An 18250-nucleotide genomic window follows, 5' to 3' on the forward strand; every position below is an offset into this window, starting at 1 on the left:
TTCTACGGATGCACCCCGTTAAAAATGGGGAGATTACCAGGCCAGAGACCTCCAGCGTGCGCTGCGACCGCAAACAGAGGCGACCAGTTATCCTTCGCTCGATCCGATCCACCCGATGGGATTGTCTCGAGTGTCTCTTCCAAATCAACGGAACCTGACCATGCCTCGAGATAGTCTCTCAGAGGTTGCTTGCGTTCAAAGTAGTTGGAAGGAACTGGCTCGACTTTTTCGGAGATTAACTTACGGCGCAGATTAACACAGATTGATCTGCTCATGAGCGTATCAGCCTGATCGCCAATTCCTGCGATGACTTGTGCCGTCCAAGTCGACCATTTTTTTGGTGTCCAACCATTGGTGTTTGTAGGATCACTCAAAATTTTATAGGCAGTGCGACGACGGTGGCTTGCATTCATGATCGCTAGAAGCTCATCATTTTTGCGGAGAGTTATGTCTGCTTCATCAATTAAGAATGTAGGCTGACTCAGTTCGATCATTCTGAAAAATGCAGAAGCCGTAACGTTTCCCGCCATTTCAGGGTTCTTTACCATCGCCTCCATTAGTTCCAAGAGGGTTGTTTTTCCACATTCTCGTTCTGGCGAATGGATGTAGAATTTGGGAAAGATATTCCACTTATCCATTAGGAACGTGCACGCAGCCCAGACCGCTGCAGCATCCGCATGACTTTGATGCTGAAGGATCATATGCGAACGAATATCGCTCGACATTTCGTCCAGTGCATCTGCAATAGAGATGTAATCAGCCATGCCCGCCTCCTGATTGGTGCTTGCGAATGCACTCGCTAATCCATTCATCAATGTCGGACTCTAGCCAACCATAGCGGCTTTCTGTGAGTGCGAATGGCTGTGGGAACTGTTTGTTGCGGGCAAGTCGGCGAACATTCGAAACTGACATCGAAGTTTTCTTCGCCACTTCAGAGGCGCTAAGCACTTTCATCGCGCGCCTCCATCAGTTTTTCTTGCCAAGTAATGATGCTTTCCTCTGGCCATCCTACGGCACGAGCGCCGATTTTGATTGGTTTGGGAAATTCATTGGTCGAAATACGAAGGTAGATACTAGAGCGAGAAAGCCCTGTCATATCCATCACTTCGGGTAGCCTGTATATTTTCTTGATCATCTTTACATCCATTTGGTTGTGAGATGATCCAAGAAATATGTGGCTAAGCTTCTCCTGTATTTGGCAATTAAATGGCTATCTAAGTGCCAACATCATAATGATTTATTCGAATGCACCATTTTTCTTAGCTCGTGCGTAATCCTTACGAATAGTCTCGTAAGTGCGTGATCTAATCTCTCGTGCTTCAGGGACTTTGATAATTGCCTTTTGAACTATGTCACACGCGCTAGTCGGGTCACTGCCAGAGCCACGCGTAGCAGGCAGGTTATATTTATCGACTATCTTTTGAACCAAACGGGGCAAGAAGGCATTCTGGGCTTTACCTGTTTCTGTGCCACCTTTCTGCTCTTTTAATGTTGGCTCTATTCCCTCGAGCACATCGGCTATCCAATATTTTAATAGGTCAGGTAACGGCTTTTCCATTCGGATTTGATGCGCGCAATACCGTTTCAAACTGTCAAAAGCGCTGAACTCACTGGAAGCTTTTTCCAGAAGTGACCGCCAGTCAAAATCATTGTCCGAAACCCCCAACATCTGAGACCTGTAATGCTGGTTTAGTTTGGCAAAGGTGTTCCCGCGATCGTAGAACCCTTGTAGTTCGTTGATTGCATACTCGAGTGCTAACTGAAGTTTATCGCTCATTGAGTGATGCCCTCCTCAAAATTCACGCGTTCAAATATCTTGCCCACTGCTCCATCAAAGTTCGTCGCTTCTCAAAAAGATCAGACCGCGCATATGCAGCGACGATCTTGCTCGATGTTTTGTGCGACAGCGCCTTCTCAGCGACTTCGAAGGAAGCATCGGTCTGCTCCTGCACCCATGTTCTAAAGCTTGTGCGAAACCCATGAATGTCCACTGGGAAGCCTAGCTCTTTCACTAGCTTAGACATTGTCATGTCTGACATTGGCCGCCCTTTAATCATTCCTGGAAAGATTAGGCCGCTGCTCCCATGCGCCTCTGCATCTTTAAGAATTTGGATTGCACGATCTGAAAGGGGGACAACATGTTCTTGCTTCGTCTTGGTTCGCTCTGCGGGTATCGACCAAGTCTTTTTGTCTAGATCGATTTCTCGCCAATCAGCGAGTCTTACTTCACCTGAACGCGCTGCGGTCAGCACTAAAAACTCAATAGCCAGCTTTGTCGTCGGCATTGCAGAGGACATCCGAATAACCTCTAAGCAACCTGCTACTTCGCTGTAGGGTAAAGACTTAAAGTGCTGTGGCTGCTTGGTAATCTTTGGAAGGACTTGGTTTAGTGCCAGAGTTGGGTCATCTGGACGGTAACCCTGAGCAATAGCCCATTTCATTATTGTGCCAATGCGCTGTTTTACTCTTTTGGCAGTTTCATTCTTCTCAGCCCAAATAGGCTGTAGAACCGAAAGAATGTCAGCTGAACCAATATCATTGACCAAGCGCCTCCCCAGACGCGGCATCACATAAGTTACGAGAGTAGATCGAAACTGTGCAGCATGCTTAGCATTGCTCCAAGTTGGAGCATGTAACTCAATGACTACGTCAACGGCTTCAGCGAAGGTTGGTATAGTCTGTTTTTGTTTCTTTGCCTCAAATGGATCGCCGCCCTGTTGTGCCATTTTTTTATTATCAAATGCGATCGAGCGTGCCTCGGCCAGAGTGATTAGATCAGCAGAGCCAAGGCCCATCTCTCGCTGCCTGCCGTCAATGGTCAACCGTTGAACCCAGCGGCGAGACCCAGACGGTTCAATGCGTAGAAAAAGGCCGTGTAAGTCGTAATACTTTCCTGCAGTGCGAAGGTTGCGCACTGCCGCAGCCGATAAAGGAGTTCCAGTCTTGGGCATAATTGTCCCCTATCCTGTCCCCCAAAAAGTAATGGAAATTACTGTATCGCACAAGACGTCAATGAACGTTGATCAATGAATAGTTCATTATTATAAAGGAATAATTGAGCACTATGAGATGCCTTTGAATATGACAATGGCAGACACCTCCTCCGCCATCAGGCTCCAAGCCGCGGCTCTTGGGCCACCGCGCCGTTCTGGTTGCTGGCCTGGCCCTTTAATGATCAAATTATTGGTAAGGAACGTCAGGTCATCTTCGGCAATCACTTGGCCGATGATCACCACCAGATCACTCTGCGCATATGTGCCACCGCCTGCATCACGGTCGATTGATATGGTGGTGTTTCCTGCGCTTGATGTGAAGGTCAGATAATCCCCGATATTGCTGGCATTTTGGTTGCCATCAAGCAGCCCCGAGATGTCAAGGCGATCATCCGCGCCAAAGCCTGTGATCGTATCAAGACCATTGCCGCCCCTATTGTCATCCACGACAACTTGGAAAGAGACAACATCAGCGCCACCATCGCTGAGATTGATTGCATCATTTCCAGCACCGCCCTGAACTGTGTCATCCCCCAGACCACCGATGAGGCTATCATTGCCATCGCCGCCATCAAGCGTGTCATTGCCCAAGCCGCCATCAATCGTGTCGCGGTCAATATTGCCAAACAGGCTGTCATTGCCTGCACCGCCCACAAGGCTGTCATTGCCCGCACCGCCGTCAACGATATCGTTGCCCTCTGCGCCCGTGACAGTGTCATTGCCGATGCCCAAGATAATGCGCTCAATCTCGGTGAAGCTGGCGGTGGGTGTCCCTGCCCGCGCACTGGTGATGTTACCCGCTTCGCTGCCTGTCATGGTGATCGTGACATTCGCCGCAGCTGCATCAAGATCAAGCGTGTCCCCATTGACCTCGTCCGCTTCGCCGCCCGAAATCGTGTTATCGGTGCCAAAGTTGATACTGAGCACAAAACGATCATCGCCCGCGCCGCCCAGCAATTGATCGGTGCCGTCCCCTGCGTTCAAAACATCATTGCCTGCCCCGCCAGATAGGGTGTCATTGCCCGCCCCACCCGTTAGGGCATCGTTGCCTTGCCCCCCGTCTAGGCTGTCATTGTCATCACCCCCTTGCAGGTTATCATTGCCCACCCCGCCAAGCAGCGTGTCATTCCCCGCAGCGCCGCTGATAAAATCATCGCCCGCACCGCCATCAATATTTTCAGAACCCGTATTGCCGTTTGCCGTGTCGTTGCCGCCCCCAAGGAGAATGCGTTCTACCTCGGAAAAGGCCAATGTATCCCCGCCCGCAGCAGCCGAACCTGTTTCAGACCCACCAAAGCTGAGTGTGATTGCGCCTGTCACTGCCGACATATCAAGCGTGTCACCGCTCGTCTCGACCGCCTCACCGCCCAAAATACTGTCATTGCCAAAGCCATCTGTGACAACAAAGAGGTCATCCCCATCGCCGCCCGACACACTGTCATTGCCGATATCTGCAATGATTGTGTCATTATCCGCGCCGCCCGCAATCGTATCATTGCCAGCACCACCGATAATGCGGTCATTGCCCGCCTCGCCATCAATGAGGTCGTCCCCTAGGCCACCATCAACCGTGTCGCGGCCGCCGCCTGAGGTGATTTGGTCATTCCCCTCGCCTCCATCAATTGTATCATTCCCGATGGACGAGACGAGCGTATCATTTCCCACACCACCTGAGATCGTGTTCTGCCCACCGCCTGCATTGATCGTGTCATCTCCCGCACCGCCATCAATCAGATCATCATCTGAGGCGGCCGTGATTGTGTCATTGCCATCGCCCCCATTGACCGTATTATCTCCCAATGCGGCATTGATAAGGTCATCCCCCTCACCCCCCTCAAGACTGTCGGCACCATTGGCAACGATGATCGTATCATTGCCTGTGCCGCCTGAGATACTGTTGTCGCCAAGCGCGCCTTCGATTGAATCATCGCCCGCACCGCCATCTATCGTGTCATCCCCCACTGAGGTGGTGATGGTATCGTTGCCCGCACCGCCAAATATAACGACACTGTCCGTTGGCCCGCTTAGGATGCTGTCATTGCCAGCACCACCATCAAGGGTATCGCGTCCATCCGTCCCAATAATAGTGTCATTTCCGTCACCACCGCGAATGCTGTCAGCGCCGTCCGTGCCACGGATACTGTCATTGCCTGCGCCCGTATCAATCGTGACGGGGTCGGAGAATATATTGATCGTCACGGTATCATTGCCAGAGCCTGTGAAAAACGTCTCAATATCGGAAAAGCTCAGCGTATCCGTGCCGTCTGTCAGGCTGCCTGCGGTCGTGCTCGTGAAGCTGACGGTGATGTCACTGGTGACACCACTGGCATCAAGCATATCGCCCGCGGTCTCGCCCCCAGAACCACCAAATATGCTATCTGCACCAAAGCCCGTGCTGATGGTGAAAACATCGTCACCATCGCCACCCACTAGACTGTCATTACCCGCTTCCCCCGCAAGCGTGTCATTGCCAGCCTCGCCATCCAAAGTGTCATTCCCTGCGCCACCGCGCAGCAGGTCATTATCGTCATCGCCCAAGATACTGTCATCGCCGCTGCCGCCCTCAATGGTGTCATTCCCCCCATCCCCAGAGAGCGTGTCATCGCCCGATGTGCCGAAAATCGTTTGATTGGGGTTAAAAGGCGCCTCTTTGGTTTCGCCTTTTCGGTCGTCAATGATATTTCCCAAAGCACCCGCCGCTATGATCCCTGAGAGGGCCGATATGGCATTGAGGCTGCCACCGACTGCGCCCTCACCGGTAAAGGCCAATGTCTGTGATGCAAGGATGCTCTGAAGCGCAGAAAACCGTGGTGTCTCAGCCAAAATCGCGGCCGCAAGATCCGCCCGCCCTCCGAAACTCAACAGCGCCAGATCATCCATAAGGCCCATGGGGGGCGCGTTTTGCGGCAGGGCTGTTGCGCCACTCACCCCCTCCAACACAAGGACGGCATCCCCCAAAAAGTAATCAGTTAAGATCACTTGCGTGCCATCGGCATAGATCAGGATGAGACTGTCACCATCGCGCAGCGCGACATAGGCCTGCTCAATCACACCGCCTTGCGCATTGACCAAAGTGAATTGGTCAAGCCCAAAGTAATCTTCCCGCAACAGGCCGATGCTTTGGCCCTGCAACACGGCAATCCGTGCGATTGATGCATCCAACATAGCTGCCCTCCCAATGATTTTGCTTTGTACTCACATCGGCCAATCAAGGAATGGCGTCCCATTAATACGCAACAGTTTCATAATTTGATGCATGAATTTAATGCCAATGAAGGCATTAAAACCCTACTTAGAACCGCATGCCTAAATTCACGCCAATCCGCCGCGTGTTTGTCTCGCCTTGGCGGGTGGTGCCCGCAGTTAGGCTGAGGGTCGCTGCATTGGGCAAGGTGATGTCATAGCCCAGACCCAGATCCACGCTTGTGTCCCGCGCGGCATCGCCCTCAATCGTAAAGGGCGTGGAATTGCCAAGGCGGTAGGTGGCCTGCGCGCCTGCGCCAAAGGATTGGGTCAGCGCAAAATTGGCCGAAAGCGTGCCGATGCCAAGCGCGCGCTCCACCTCCGCGCCAAGGCTCAGCAGGGTTTGGTTGGTGGTCTCAGCCCCCCGCGTCAGGGCGGCCGTGCCGCCCGTCTCCGCAAAGCTGTCATTTTGCAGCCATTGCTGCGTGATCCGCGCAAAGGGCGTGGCAGACCAGACCGCCCCCTCAAAGCGCCGTGCGACCTCGCCAAAGCCCGTCAGCATTCGGGTGGAATAGCGCGCCTGCAACGTCTGGTTCAGCGCCCCCACCGCCAGTGTGCGGGTCGATTGCACATCGCCCCAAGTGGCGATCAGGCCAAGGTTCACATCCATCTCGCCAAAGCTGCGCGCGGCATAGGTGCCAAGGCTGAAACTGTCGGTCTTGGACGTGGTGCGCAAGGTGGTGGTGTCGGTGCGGCTTTGCCCAAAGCCGACCATCACCCCGCCTTGCCATGCGCCGAAATCCAGATCATGGCCGATCATCACGCCGCCATTGCGCAGATCGGTGGTGATGCCATCGACATCGCGGCTGGCGCCTGTGCCATAGAGATTGGCCCAAAGCGGCGCCGCGCCACCCGTGCCACGGCTTGACGCGGTCACAATCCCGCCGCCCGCGCCGCCCATCTGGCCCGACAGCGTGTCGACCATCCCCTGACCTTCGCCCAATTGCCCCGACCCGATCGCAGCCAAACCCGCGCCCGAGAATTGATCCAGCGCATTGCGCGCGGCATCGCCTGAAAGGGTGACAAGGGTGTTATAGGGATCACTGCCCGAGATCGTGCTGATCCCCCGCGAGGTCTCGCGTTGGTTGCGGGTGCGGGCGATGCTTTCAAAGGAGACATCATTGCGCATCAGCCGCAGGTCCACGAAATTCGGCCCATAAATCGCGGTCGGGTCCAAGAAGGTATAATCCGAGGTGACCGTGCCAAATGTGCCGCTGACCGCGCCCGTGGTGGTGACGATCCGCCATGTGCGGGAGGGCACATAAGTGCCTGCCTCCCCCACATGGCGCAGCGTTGCGCCATTGATCGTGAAATCGCCCGTGACATTGATCAGATCGGCGCGGGCCGCATCGCTTGGGTCAACCTCGACCTCCAAGATCGCCCCCGCGTTCAGCGTCACGCTGCTTGTGTTCAAGGTTCCAATGGAATTGCCCGCCGCCAAGCGCCCGCCCGCGTTGACCGTGACCGCCCCTACCGTGCCCGAACCGCCAAGCGTGCCGCCCGAATTGACCGTGCTGGCCGAGGTGATCGACCCGTTCACCGCCAAGCGGCCCGCGTTGATGGTCGTCGTGCCTGTGTAGGTGTTGGTGCCCGATAGGGTCAGCGTGCCCGTGCCTTGTTTGGTCAGGTTGCCGTTGCCACCCGAAATCACGCCCGAAATCTCGGTATCGGTCGTATCGCCAAGGGTCAGGTGGCCAGCCCCCCCCAATACGCCAATGTCAACATTGCCCGCCCCCGATACATTCCCAACGGTTTCAGCCCCGTCTATGCGAAAAGTCCCGCCGCTGTTCACGCGCACCAAGACCGTATCGGCAATCGCGTTGCCATTTCGAACCCAAAGATCACCTTGGTTGATCACAACATCGCCCGTAAAGCTGTTGGTTCCAGTAAGAATAACCCGTCCCGTCCCCGATTTTGTGATGCCGCCTGTTCCAGTGGCAATGTTGCCATTCAGGGAAAAACGGCTGTTGCCGCTGAAAGACAACGTGTGACCTGCGCCTGAAATGCTACCGTTCAGATCCAGACCGCCTGTGATAAAACTTCCCGTGTTATTGTTCAGCAGTGTGTCGCCCATAAGGGTGATCGCGCCGCTCAACACATTGTTACCGCTGATGTTGCGCAGCGCGCCGCCACCGCCAACACCTGTGCCCGATAGGGTGATGTTCTCGGACGTGGTGATGCCGCCTGAGAATTCCAAGCTGGCCCCGCTGGCCACCACCGTGCCGCCCGCCGTTGTGCCAAGGGCCGCGTTATGGGTTGCGCGCAAAATGCCCGCGTTGATCGTGGTCACGCCCCTACAGGTATTGGCCCCCGAAAGGGTCAATGTGCCGCTGCCTTGTTTGGTCAGGTTGCCCTCACTACGCGTGCTATCCGAAATCACCCCCGAAAAACTTTGGTCACTGCCATCGCCGAGGGTCAGCGTGCCATTGGCCAGCTCCAACCCGCCCGCGCCAGAAAGATTGCCGATCGAATTGTTGCCAACCAAATTCAGTTGCGCGCCAGAGGCCACGGTGACAAGCCCTGTCGAGGTAAGATTGCCGCCCGCTACGAACTCAACCCTGCCTTCATTGACGGCGAATGTCCCCGAAAGACTGGTGCTGCCCAATAGATCAAGCTGCCCGCCCCCTGTTTTGATCAGCGACCCCGTGCCAAGTATGATATCGGCTTCGACAATCATCCGGCCCGTTCCGCCGAAGGTGAGGTCGTGATTATTGCCCGTGATGTTATATAGAGCACGGCCGAACGCGTCTCTGTATTCGCCTGAGAAGATCACCGTGCCCGACGCGACACTCACAATAGACGCGTTCGACCCAAGGGAGATGTTTGAGGCGATGTTGCCACCTATCCCCGAAAAGCGCAGCGCGCCGCCGCCCCCAACGCCCGTGCCGTTCAGCGTGATCGTGCCTTCCCGCAAAGGCGCGCTTCCGCCCGTTTCGACCTCAAGCGTTGCGCCATCGGAGACGACCGTATTGCCCGTTATGCCCCCAAGCGCATTGATATTCGTGACGCGCAATGTGCCTGCGGTGATCGTCGTTGCGCCCGTATAGGTGTTCGCCCCTGACAGCGTCAGTGTGCCTGTGCCCGCCTGCGTGATCCCGCCTGTGCCAGAAATCACATTGGTCACCGTCAAATCATCGCTGCGGTTAAAGGTCAGATTGGCGTTATTGACCACATTGCCCGTACCCAAACTGCCCGTTGTGCCGCCATCACCGATTTGCAACGTGCCTGCGTTGATCGTGGTTGCGCTGCCGCTTAATGTGCCGCTGACAACGACACTGCCCGTTACCGATGTGGCCCCCGCCCCGCCCAAAGTGCCCGCAATCGTGCCACCCGACAGAGTTTTCGTGCTGCCCGAATTTACCGTTGCGCCCGAATTGATGCTGCCCCCCGACATGGTGAATGTGCCTGCCGTGATCGTGGCGGTATTGCTCACGGAACCGCCGCTGAGGTTATAAGCCCCCGTAATCGTCAGGTTTTGATTGCCCGCCAATGTGCCAGTGCCACTTTGCGTCAAGCTGGCGATGGTCTGTGTTCTGCTGTTGGAGAAAGTGCCGGTATCCGAGATCGTGAGTGTGAGACCGCTCCCCAGCGTTCCGGAAAGGGTCCCGCCAGAGACGACGGCACTGGTCGATCCATTCGCTCTCAGTAACAGGCTTCCGCCGGTCACACGGACTTCCCCGGTAAAGGTATTGTCGAGACCGCTGGTACCACCAATCAGTTGATGGGTGCCGCCGGTCACCGTTATGCCGCCTGAGCCGGTGATGGCCCCGAAGTATTCGGCGTCAACCCCCGTCCCCGACGTGAGAGTCAGCCTGTGGGTGCCCAACGCGACCGTGCCCAACGCAGGAATGGCCACCTCAGAAAGTGACCCGATCGTCTCGTCCCCCGCAAGTGTGAGGGTCGCACCTGCCGAAAGTATGACCGTTGCATCATCCCGCAGCGAGGCTCCATCCACGCGGAGTTCACCGCGGAAGAGGTTGATGCGAGACGACGCGATGGACCCCGTCACGTCCAGCGTGCCCGCGTGGATCTTGGTGACACCCGTATAGGTATTCGCGCCCGAAAGCGTCAGCGTGCCGCTGCCGCGCTTGTTGACGTCACCCGCGCCCGATACCACGCCCGATTGCGTGGCGGCATCGGCGCCATTCACCGTCAGGTCAACACCGCCTGCGGTGTCCACAGTATCGGTGCGGTTTTGTCCGTCGGTATAGGTCACGCTTTGCGCCGCAGCCCCGCCGCCGATCATGACCGCCGTGCCAAGGGCGGTGATAAAGACCAGCTCGGTCGCCCGGCCAAGGCGGCAATGTTTGCGCAGGCTGCGTTGGCGGATGCCTGTCTGTTTGGCCAATGAAATCGGCGCAGCGCAGACAGCGCGTATTCTGTGTGTCATGCAATCCCAAGCCCGCATCCCCATGCACGCTTGCCCCTAGATGTAACCCCAAAAAGATTTCTGCCCGCGCGGCCAGATTGAGCCTGAGGTGCAGATCGATTTGTATTTTAATTTAATATATAAAATATTATCAATATAATTATTGTTATCTGGGGCATATTTCTGAGGGAAGACTGCCCTGGCATGACAAAGGCGCATAGAAAAACCCCGCCAAGCGTCATGCTGGCGGGGTTGTTTTTGATAGGATCTTGCGAAAGACGCGCGGGGCTTTATGCGCTGATTGAGGCGGCCTTAGCACCCGCAGCCAATTCTTTGCGGGGATCAAAGAACGGTTTTTCCACAACACGGGCCTGCCGTGGCCCCTCATGCGTTGTGACCTCTAATTCTGTGCCAAGCTCTGCGGCGGCCAGATCGACCATGGCCAATGCGATATTGGCCTGCAACCGTGGCGAATAGACCGCAGAAGTCACTTTGCCCACGGGTTGCCCCTGATGCGACAGCGCCCAGAAACGGGTGTTTGGCGTGGCCAAGGGCGCCCCATCCAAAATCACGCCCACCTGACGGCGGGTGATCCCATTGTCACGGATGCGTTGCAGCGCGAATTTTCCGATGAAATCTGCCTCCATCTCGAGATCGACCAAGCGATCAAGGCCCAATTCGAACGGGTTGGTCTGGATATCTGCATCCGCGTGATAAGACAGCATCCCCCCTTCAATGCGGCGGATTGTGGAGGTGTGACCTGGCTTCAACCCCATCGGCAGACCCGTGGCCATGATCCGTTCCCACAGCGCATCGCCATATTCCGAATTGCGTAGATAAATTTCATAGCCAAGCTCGCTTGACCATCCTGTGCGGGACACGATCAGGGGGATGCCGTCCAACTCCATCTCACGGAACCAGTAATAGCGCAGATCGGCAATCTCATCGCCAAACAGCGCCTTCATGATCTCGCCCGATTTCGGGCCTTGCAGCTGAAGGGGCGACACATCAGGCTCGGTGATGGTGACATCCATCCCCGAATGCACCGCCACGCCCTGCGCCCATAGCAGGATATCGCTATCGGCAAGCGAGAACCAAAAATGGTTTTCACCAAGGCGCAGAAGGATGGGGTCGTTCAAAATCCCGCCCGAGGCATTGGTCATCAAAACATATTTGCACTGGCCCACCGCCATGTTGGACAAATTGCGTGGCGTCAGCATCTGCACGAATGCCGCTGCATCTGGCCCCGTGACCTCAACCTGACGCTCTACCGCCACATCGCACAAGATGGCGTCATTGACGAGGTTCCAGAAATTCGCCTCAGGATCGCCGAAATCGCGGGGGATATACATGTGGTTGTAAACCGAAAACCCCTGCGCGCCCCAGCGCACGGTTGCGTCAAAATAGGGCGATTTGCGAATTTGCGTGCCAAAGCCAAAATCCTGAACCTGCATCTGTGCCTCCCTCAGATGATATGGGCGGGGGGATACCCGTCCCTGATCAGCGGGATTTAAGGCAGGATGGTCGCGCGGCGAGACTAAAAATCGGCCCATTCAAAGACCAGTCAGACTGAAAAAATCGGCATCGCTAGTCTGGCTGGACTAGACCGGCCTAGGGGGTTTTGCGCGCTTGCGTAACAAGCTTGGCCAGATTGGGCTGTTCGGCCTTGACCAAACGCGTTGCAAAATAGGTCATGTAGCGCTCAATCAGCAGATCAGCCTGCAGCATGGTTTCCATCAAATCTTGGAATTCCGCCATGGATGTGGTGACAACTGTCATCACATAGTCAGACCCACCCCCTGTTGAGACGCAGTTGATGATTTCATCGCGGCCAAGCACATAGGCCTCGAAGCGCTCAAAATCCGTTTTGCGGTGGCGTGATAGCGAGAGGGTCACAATCACCCGTGTGGTGTCGAGCACCGCATCAAGAACGATATCTGCGTGATATCCTTTGATATATCCCGCGGCCCGCAACCGTGTGAGGCGCGCCCAACAGGGCGTAGCAGACAGGTTCACCAGTTCCGCCAGTTTTGTTTTGCTTAATTGACCATGCTTCTGCACCGCACTGAGAATGCGGATATCCGTTGCATCAAGGCCTAGTCGATCTCGCAAAACACATCCCCCACTCATCACCCTTCTCCCCTAGCATGGGCGCAGGCGCAGGCAAAGGCCGCGATGATTGCGACCCTTGGGGCGGCCGTGGCGGCAGGATTGGCGCAAAGGCGGTGACAATGCCCAAACACGCCCTATCTTTGGCCCATGACCGAGCATAGCACCCCTTCGACCCCGAAAATCGAACTGCTTTACAATGCCGATTGTCCCATCTGCAATTGGGAGATCAATCAGTATAAGAAACACGCGCCCGACCATCTGCGTTTTGTGCCCATCACCGATGAGGCCGCCGCAGATTGGGGCATCAGCCCTGATACAGCTTTGCGGGCGCTGCATTTACGCGACACAGGCAACCCTGATCTGCATCAAACGGGGGTTGCGGCCTTTTTGGCGCTTTGGCAGGCCATGCCGCGCACAAGATGGATTGCGCGTCTGGTTGGGCTATGGCCGCTGCGCCCCTTAGTGGATTGGGCCTATCGCAAAGTGGCGGCACCCGCCCTTTACCATTTGCACCAACGGCGCAGGGCAAAACGGGGGGACAGATCGTGAAGCCTATCCTTGCCGCATGGGCCCTCTTGGGTTTCACAGTCGCGGGGCTTGCTTTTGCGACCGCCACCCCACCCTATCAGCGTGAGCTGACCTGTCGCGCGGGGGATGTCACGGCCACAGTGCGGGTCGATCAACCGCGGCGCTATTTCGCGTCTCTGCGTGCCACGGCACTGCCACAGGCCGAGATTGATGATGGACGGGCGCGCTTTACCGCGCAATTTGCACATCAACACTCGGATCGGGGCGAGGAAGTTACTTTTTATCTCGAGAGCGGGGCATATTTGGGCGCTTGGACGGATGCAATCAATGAATTATGGCTCTATCGCGATGCCGCGGGCGCAGTTTATGACAACGCCCTTGTCCTGCCCTGCACATAGGGGCAGAATGACGGGCGTCTGTTATTGCCCCTTTACGCATCGGCCTTGGCAGATTAGGCAAGCGCTAACGTAATCCTTTCAGGAATTGCCAAAATGTCGGTTTCGATGCTCTCCACCTTTGTCAAACCCATGCATCCCGAAGGGCGCAAATTCGTGGCCATTGCAGCGGCAATCACGCTTGTCCTCTTCGCGCTATGGGAACCTTTGGGGTGGATTGGCACGGGTCTGACAGTGTGGGTCTATTACTTTTTTCGCGACCCCGAGCGCGTCACCCCAGATCGCGCTGGCGTGATGGTCTCGCCCGCCGATGGTGTGGTGTCCCTGCTTGAACCTGCGACCCCGCCCGCCGAACTTGGCTTGGGCGAGGCGCCGATGACGCGCATCTCGGTTTTCATGTCCGTCTTTAATTGCCATGTGAACCGTATCCCTGCGGCGGGGCGGATCACGGCCGTGGCCTATCATGAGGGCAAATTCCTCAACGCCTCGCTTGACAAAGCCTCGACCGATAATGAGCGCAACGGCATCGCCGTTGAACTGCCCGATGGCCGCAAATACGGCGTGGTGCAGATTGCGGGATTGGTTGCACGCCGCATCCTGTGTTGGAGCGTTGTGGATGAGGCGATGGAGCGCGGTCAACGCTTTGGCCTGATCCGCTTTGGCTCGCGGCTTGATATTTACCTGCCAGAGGGCGCAGAACCTTTGGTCGAGATCGGACAAACCATGGTCGCAGGCGAGACTGTGATCGCCACGCTTGACCCTGACACGCAACACTAAGGCCCGCGGCAATGAAACGTCTGTTTTCGCGCAATTCTGGAAATGAGGGGGTGCCTTTCGCCCTTCTACTGCCCAATCTTGTTACTTTGACAGGCATGTGCTTGGGCCTTACCTCGATCCGTTTTGCGATGGATGGGCGGTTCAAAACGGCGGTGGTGTTAATCCTGCTTGCGGCTGTGATGGACGGGCTGGACGGGCTGATCGCCCGCCGCCTCAACGCCACCTCTCGCCTGGGCGCAGAATTGGACAGCCTGTCAGATTTCCTTTGCTTTGGGGTCGCGCCCGCGCTGCTTGTCTATCATATGATCTTGGATGGCACTGGATCTTTAGGATGGATCGCCGTTTTGACCTTTGCGGGGGCAAGTTGCCTGCGCCTTGCGCGCTTTAACGTCATGCGGGCCGAACCTGAGAAAACCGAGGACAGCACACCTGATCTCGATGATGTCATCGAAGAGGTTGAAAACAGCAAACCCTATTTCGTAGGTGTCCCTGCCCCAGGTGGCGCAATGTTGGGGCTATTGCCGCTTTATCTCATTTTTGCAGGTTGGGATTTCCCAATCATGCACCCGTTCGCTGCCGCGCTTTGGTTGGGGATTGTGGCGATTTTGATGATCTCGACGCTAAAAACCTTTTCGCCAAAGGCGCTGAAAATCCCGCGCTGGTCAATCGCACCTTTGATGATTGTCACAGTGGTCTTTATCGGCTTGATCTTTTCGATGCCTTGGACGCTCTTCGCTGCAATCTGCGCGGGCTATGGCGCGCTGATCGCGGGCAATATCATCACGGCCCGCGGCAGGCTGTTTGGCTGATTAAGCGGTCTTATCGCCCTCAGGCTGTGCGGGTGGATCGTTATAGGCGGCCCAGCCGTAATCCCCACCTGATGGCGGCAATTCCGTTTCGCGCACCCGCCGCGCCATATAGGCCTTGGCAATGAAATGACCCGAAATCGGTGCGGTGAGGAACAAAAACAAGGTGATCAACAGCTCGTGGAAGCTCAGATGCCCCTTGATCAATAGGAAGTAGAGCATCGAGGCCAGAAGCACCCCACCCACGCCTAAAGTTGCGGCCTTGGTCGGCGCGTGCAGCCTTTGCAACGTGTCTTGCAACTTGATCATCCCGAATGACCCAACAAGGCCAAAAATCCCGCCGATGACCAAGAGCGCGCTGATGATAATCTCTGCCAACATCGCTATCCCCTATTCGATAATGTCGCCGCGCAACAAAAAGCGGCAATAAGCAACGGTTGACACAAACCCGACCATTGCAATCAGCATGGAAGCTTCGAAATAAACGCCCGTGCCCTGCCAAATGCCGTAAAGCACGACCAAGGCAATGACATTCAGCACCATTGTATCCAAGGCAAGGATGCGATCCGCAAGATCAGCGCCCGTGGCCAGAATGTAGAGATTGGCCAAGAGGCCGATGCCAAAACAGGCCATCGCGAAAATCAACGCATAGGTGATCATTGGAAAATCTCCTTCAAACGGCGCTCATAGCGGGTTTTGATCTCATCGCGCACGGCATCGGGATCATCCGTGTCCAAAGTGTGAACCAAGATCGCCTTCCCATCCGAGGACAGCATGGTCGAAACCGTGCCTGGGGTCATCGTGATGGTTCCCGCCAAAATCGTGATCGCCTCAGCCGAGGTCAGATCATGCGGCACTACCACCCATTGCGAATGGATATTGGTATTGCGCTTGAACAAGATCACCTTCGCGACTTGAATATTCGCGACAACAATATCCCACAGCACGATCAGCATAAATTCGATCGCCTTGAACGGGTGGCGTAGAATTGGCCGATGCGGCCAGTAGATCGAGGTCATCAATGGCAGAACAAGCCCAAGGAACCCGCCAAGCAAAATATTGCCAAGCGTCACCTTGTTGACGAGGCCCAACCAGACCAATGTCAGCAAAAGCGAAAGATAGGGATGTGGAAAGATGCGTCTGAGCATGGGGGTCATCCTTCGCCATGGGGTGCAAGCACCGCCTCAATATATCCCTGCGGGAAGAACAATTGATCCGCCGCAGCCGCGCCCGCGTCATAAATTGGGCCTGCGAAGAGGGTCAGCCCCACTAAGAGCGCGACAAGCGCACCCATTCCCGCCCCTTGCGATAGGGTGACAGGCGGTGCGGCCTCTACATCGGGGTCTGGTGCGACCGTAACCGATTTCCAGAACAAGATTGATCCCGCGCGCACAAAGCCCAAGATCATCACCAAAGAGCCTATCAAGATGGCCGAAAAGGCCAAAGTGATATGCGGGCCATCGGCCAAGGCCTCGAGGATCAACAACTTGCCCAAGAAGCCGCTCAATGGGGGCATACCCACCATCGCAATCCCTGCGGCAAAAAAGGCAGCCGCAAACAGCCCGTTTTGCGCCAAAGGTGCTGCAAGGATTAGCCTGCCATCTTCGCCGCGCCGTGACAGGTAAATATCTGCAAATAAGAACAGCGCAGCGGCCGCAAGGGTCGAGTTCAGCATGTAATATATCGCCGCAGAGGCCGCCGCAGGGGTCATGGCGGCAACCGCCAACATCATCGTGCCCATTGACCCGATCACCGCATAGGCGATGAGGTGCTCCAAACGTTTGGCGCCAAAGACACCAATCGCCCCAACCGCCAAAGTCAAAGCCGCCATTGGGATCAACCACGCGGTCACCATATCCCCAATCGCGCCCGCCTCAGGGCCAAAGGCGATGGTGTGAATGCGCAAGATTGCATAAGCCCCGACCTTGGTCATGATGGCGAAAAGCGCAGCAACGGGGGCGGGTGCGTTGGAATAGGTTGCAGGCAACCAAAATTGCACAGGGAACAACGCAGCTTTGACCGCAAAGACAAACAGCAACAAAATCCCTGCAACCCGCACAAGGGCTGCATCCTCTACGGGCACCTGCGCAATTTTCACGGCCATATCCGCGATATTTAGCGTGCCAGTCGAGGCGTAAAGCGTGCCAAGCGCGAACAAAAAGAGGGTCGAGCCTGCAAGGTTCATCACCACATATTGCAAGCCTGCCTTCAGACGGATCTTGCCCCCTGCATGGATCATCAACCCATAAGACGCGATCAAGAGAACCTCAAAGAACACAAAGAGGTTGAAGGCGTCCCCCGTCAGGAATGCCCCGACAATCCCCATAAGTTGGAATTGATAGAGCGCGTGGAAATGGCGGCCTCGCTTATCCCAATCGGTTGCGACAACATGATAAAGCACCACCAAGGCCAAAATCGCCGTGAGCAAGACCATCAGCGCCGAAAGGCGATCAAGCACCAAAACAATGCCAAAAGGTGCGGGCCAATCGCCGAGGCGATAGACAAATTTCTCGCCGCCCGAAGCCATTACAAAGAGGCCAATCGCAAGACCCAATAGGCCAAGAACGCCTGCGAATGACCCAACCCGCGCAAGGGTTATGTCGTGCCGCATCACATAGGCGATGATCGGTGCAAGCATCGCGGGCAGAATGACGGGGGCAATGATCCAATGCATCATTTCGTCCCCTCTTCTGCTGCGTCTTCGGCGTCAAGATTGATCTCATCACTTTCGTTCTCGAAAAATGAGCCCAAGGAGATCATCACCAAAACCGCCGTCATCCCGAAGGAAATCACAATCGCCGTCAGAACCAAGGCCTGTGGCAACGGATCCGTGTAGGGCTGATCACCATAGGGGTTGAGGATGGGCGCTGCATTTACCACAAGGCGGCCTGTTGAGAACAAAAACAGGTTCACCGCATAGGATAAAAGGGCAAGACCAAGGATCACGGGAAAGGCCCGCAACCGTAAGATCAGGTAAACGCCCCCAGCGGTCAGAATGCCGACCGCGCTGGCTACAAGAAACTCCAT

18 protein-coding genes are annotated in these 18250 nt (G+C 55.8%); 4 read left to right on the top strand and 14 right to left on the bottom strand.

Annotation, left to right across the window (positions count from 1 at the left end; translation table 11 throughout):
* Window positions 1-2 precede the first annotated feature (2 nt).
* From I3V23_04320 to I3V23_04360, 9 genes are all read right to left on the bottom strand, one after another.
* Window positions 3-764, bottom strand: coding sequence for a DUF3631 domain-containing protein (locus I3V23_04320; protein ID QPI86205.1), 762 nt, complete (start codon window positions 762-764; stop codon window positions 3-5).
* Entirely contained in the window at window positions 757-954 is a 198-nt protein-coding gene (locus I3V23_04325) for an AlpA family phage regulatory protein (protein ID QPI86206.1), read from the bottom strand. The genes I3V23_04320 and I3V23_04325 overlap by 8 nt, the downstream gene beginning before the upstream one ends.
* Window positions 941-1135 (bottom strand): AlpA family transcriptional regulator, encoded by a 195-nt coding sequence (locus I3V23_04330; GenBank protein QPI86207.1) that lies wholly within the window; start codon window positions 1133-1135, stop codon window positions 941-943. The genes I3V23_04325 and I3V23_04330 overlap by 14 nt, the downstream gene beginning before the upstream one ends.
* Before the next feature lie 102 nt (window positions 1136-1237).
* Window positions 1238-1777 (bottom strand): hypothetical protein, encoded by a 540-nt coding sequence (locus I3V23_04335; protein ID QPI86208.1) that lies wholly within the window; start codon window positions 1775-1777, stop codon window positions 1238-1240.
* Window positions 1778-1799: 22 nt separating this feature from the next.
* The gene (locus I3V23_04340) at window positions 1800-2951 is read right to left on the bottom strand and encodes a tyrosine-type recombinase/integrase (protein ID QPI86209.1); all 1152 of its coding nucleotides are present in this window, start codon (window positions 2949-2951) and stop codon (window positions 1800-1802) included.
* Between the two features lie 111 nt (window positions 2952-3062).
* Window positions 3063-6158 carry a hypothetical protein gene (locus tag I3V23_04345; GenBank protein QPI86210.1) on the bottom strand — a complete coding sequence of 1032 codons (3096 nt, stop codon included), beginning with the start codon at window positions 6156-6158 and terminating at the stop codon, window positions 3063-3065.
* A 127-nt stretch (window positions 6159-6285) separates the two neighbouring features.
* A complete protein-coding gene (locus tag I3V23_04350) occupies window positions 6286-10626 on the bottom strand; it encodes an autotransporter-associated beta strand repeat-containing protein (GenBank protein QPI86211.1) in 4341 nt (1446 codons plus the stop codon).
* Window positions 10627-10895: 269 nt separating this feature from the next.
* A complete protein-coding gene (locus tag I3V23_04355; protein QPI86212.1) occupies window positions 10896-12059 on the bottom strand; it encodes a glycine cleavage system protein T in 1164 nt (387 codons plus the stop codon).
* A 157-nt stretch (window positions 12060-12216) separates the two neighbouring features.
* The gene (locus tag I3V23_04360; protein ID QPI86213.1) at window positions 12217-12735 is read right to left on the bottom strand and encodes an Lrp/AsnC family transcriptional regulator; all 519 of its coding nucleotides are present in this window, start codon (window positions 12733-12735) and stop codon (window positions 12217-12219) included.
* Window positions 12736-12864: 129 nt separating this feature from the next.
* Here I3V23_04360 and I3V23_04365 point away from each other — a divergent pair, with 129 nt between their 5' ends.
* From I3V23_04365 to I3V23_04380, 4 genes are all read left to right on the top strand, one after another.
* Window positions 12865-13266, top strand: coding sequence for a DUF393 domain-containing protein (locus I3V23_04365; GenBank protein QPI86214.1), 402 nt, complete (start codon window positions 12865-12867; stop codon window positions 13264-13266).
* A complete protein-coding gene (locus I3V23_04370) occupies window positions 13263-13643 on the top strand; it encodes a hypothetical protein (GenBank protein QPI86215.1) in 381 nt (126 codons plus the stop codon). The genes I3V23_04365 and I3V23_04370 overlap by 4 nt, the downstream gene beginning before the upstream one ends.
* A 93-nt stretch (window positions 13644-13736) precedes the next feature.
* A complete protein-coding gene (locus tag I3V23_04375; GenBank protein QPI86216.1) occupies window positions 13737-14417 on the top strand; it encodes a phosphatidylserine decarboxylase in 681 nt (226 codons plus the stop codon).
* 11 nt (window positions 14418-14428) lie between these two features.
* On the top strand, window positions 14429-15226 hold the full coding sequence (locus I3V23_04380; GenBank protein ID QPI86217.1) for a phosphatidylcholine/phosphatidylserine synthase: 798 nt from the start codon (window positions 14429-14431) through the stop codon (window positions 15224-15226).
* On the opposite strand, the gene I3V23_04385 is transcribed toward I3V23_04380, so the two are convergent.
* Genes I3V23_04385 through I3V23_04405 form a run of 5 tightly spaced genes read right to left on the bottom strand, consistent with a single transcriptional unit; the run spans window position 15227 to window position 18250 of the window.
* Entirely contained in the window at window positions 15227-15610 is a 384-nt protein-coding gene (locus I3V23_04385) for a Na+/H+ antiporter subunit G (GenBank protein QPI86685.1), read from the bottom strand.
* A 3-nt stretch (window positions 15611-15613) separates the two neighbouring features.
* Window positions 15614-15883 carry a K+/H+ antiporter subunit F gene (locus I3V23_04390; GenBank protein QPI86218.1) on the bottom strand — a complete coding sequence of 90 codons (270 nt, stop codon included), beginning with the start codon at window positions 15881-15883 and terminating at the stop codon, window positions 15614-15616.
* Window positions 15880-16371 (bottom strand): Na+/H+ antiporter subunit E, encoded by a 492-nt coding sequence (locus I3V23_04395; GenBank protein ID QPI86219.1) that lies wholly within the window; start codon window positions 16369-16371, stop codon window positions 15880-15882. The genes I3V23_04390 and I3V23_04395 overlap by 4 nt, the downstream gene beginning before the upstream one ends.
* Before the next feature lie 5 nt (window positions 16372-16376).
* On the bottom strand, window positions 16377-17900 hold the full coding sequence (locus tag I3V23_04400; protein ID QPI86220.1) for a monovalent cation/H+ antiporter subunit D: 1524 nt from the start codon (window positions 17898-17900) through the stop codon (window positions 16377-16379).
* The gene (locus tag I3V23_04405) at window positions 17897-18250 is read right to left on the bottom strand and encodes a Na+/H+ antiporter subunit C (GenBank protein ID QPI86221.1); all 354 of its coding nucleotides are present in this window, start codon (window positions 18248-18250) and stop codon (window positions 17897-17899) included. The genes I3V23_04400 and I3V23_04405 overlap by 4 nt, the downstream gene beginning before the upstream one ends.

The sequence above is a fragment of the Rhodobacterales bacterium HKCCA1288 genome, assembly GCA_015693905.1.
GTDB lineage: Bacteria > Pseudomonadota > Alphaproteobacteria > Rhodobacterales > Rhodobacteraceae > M30B80.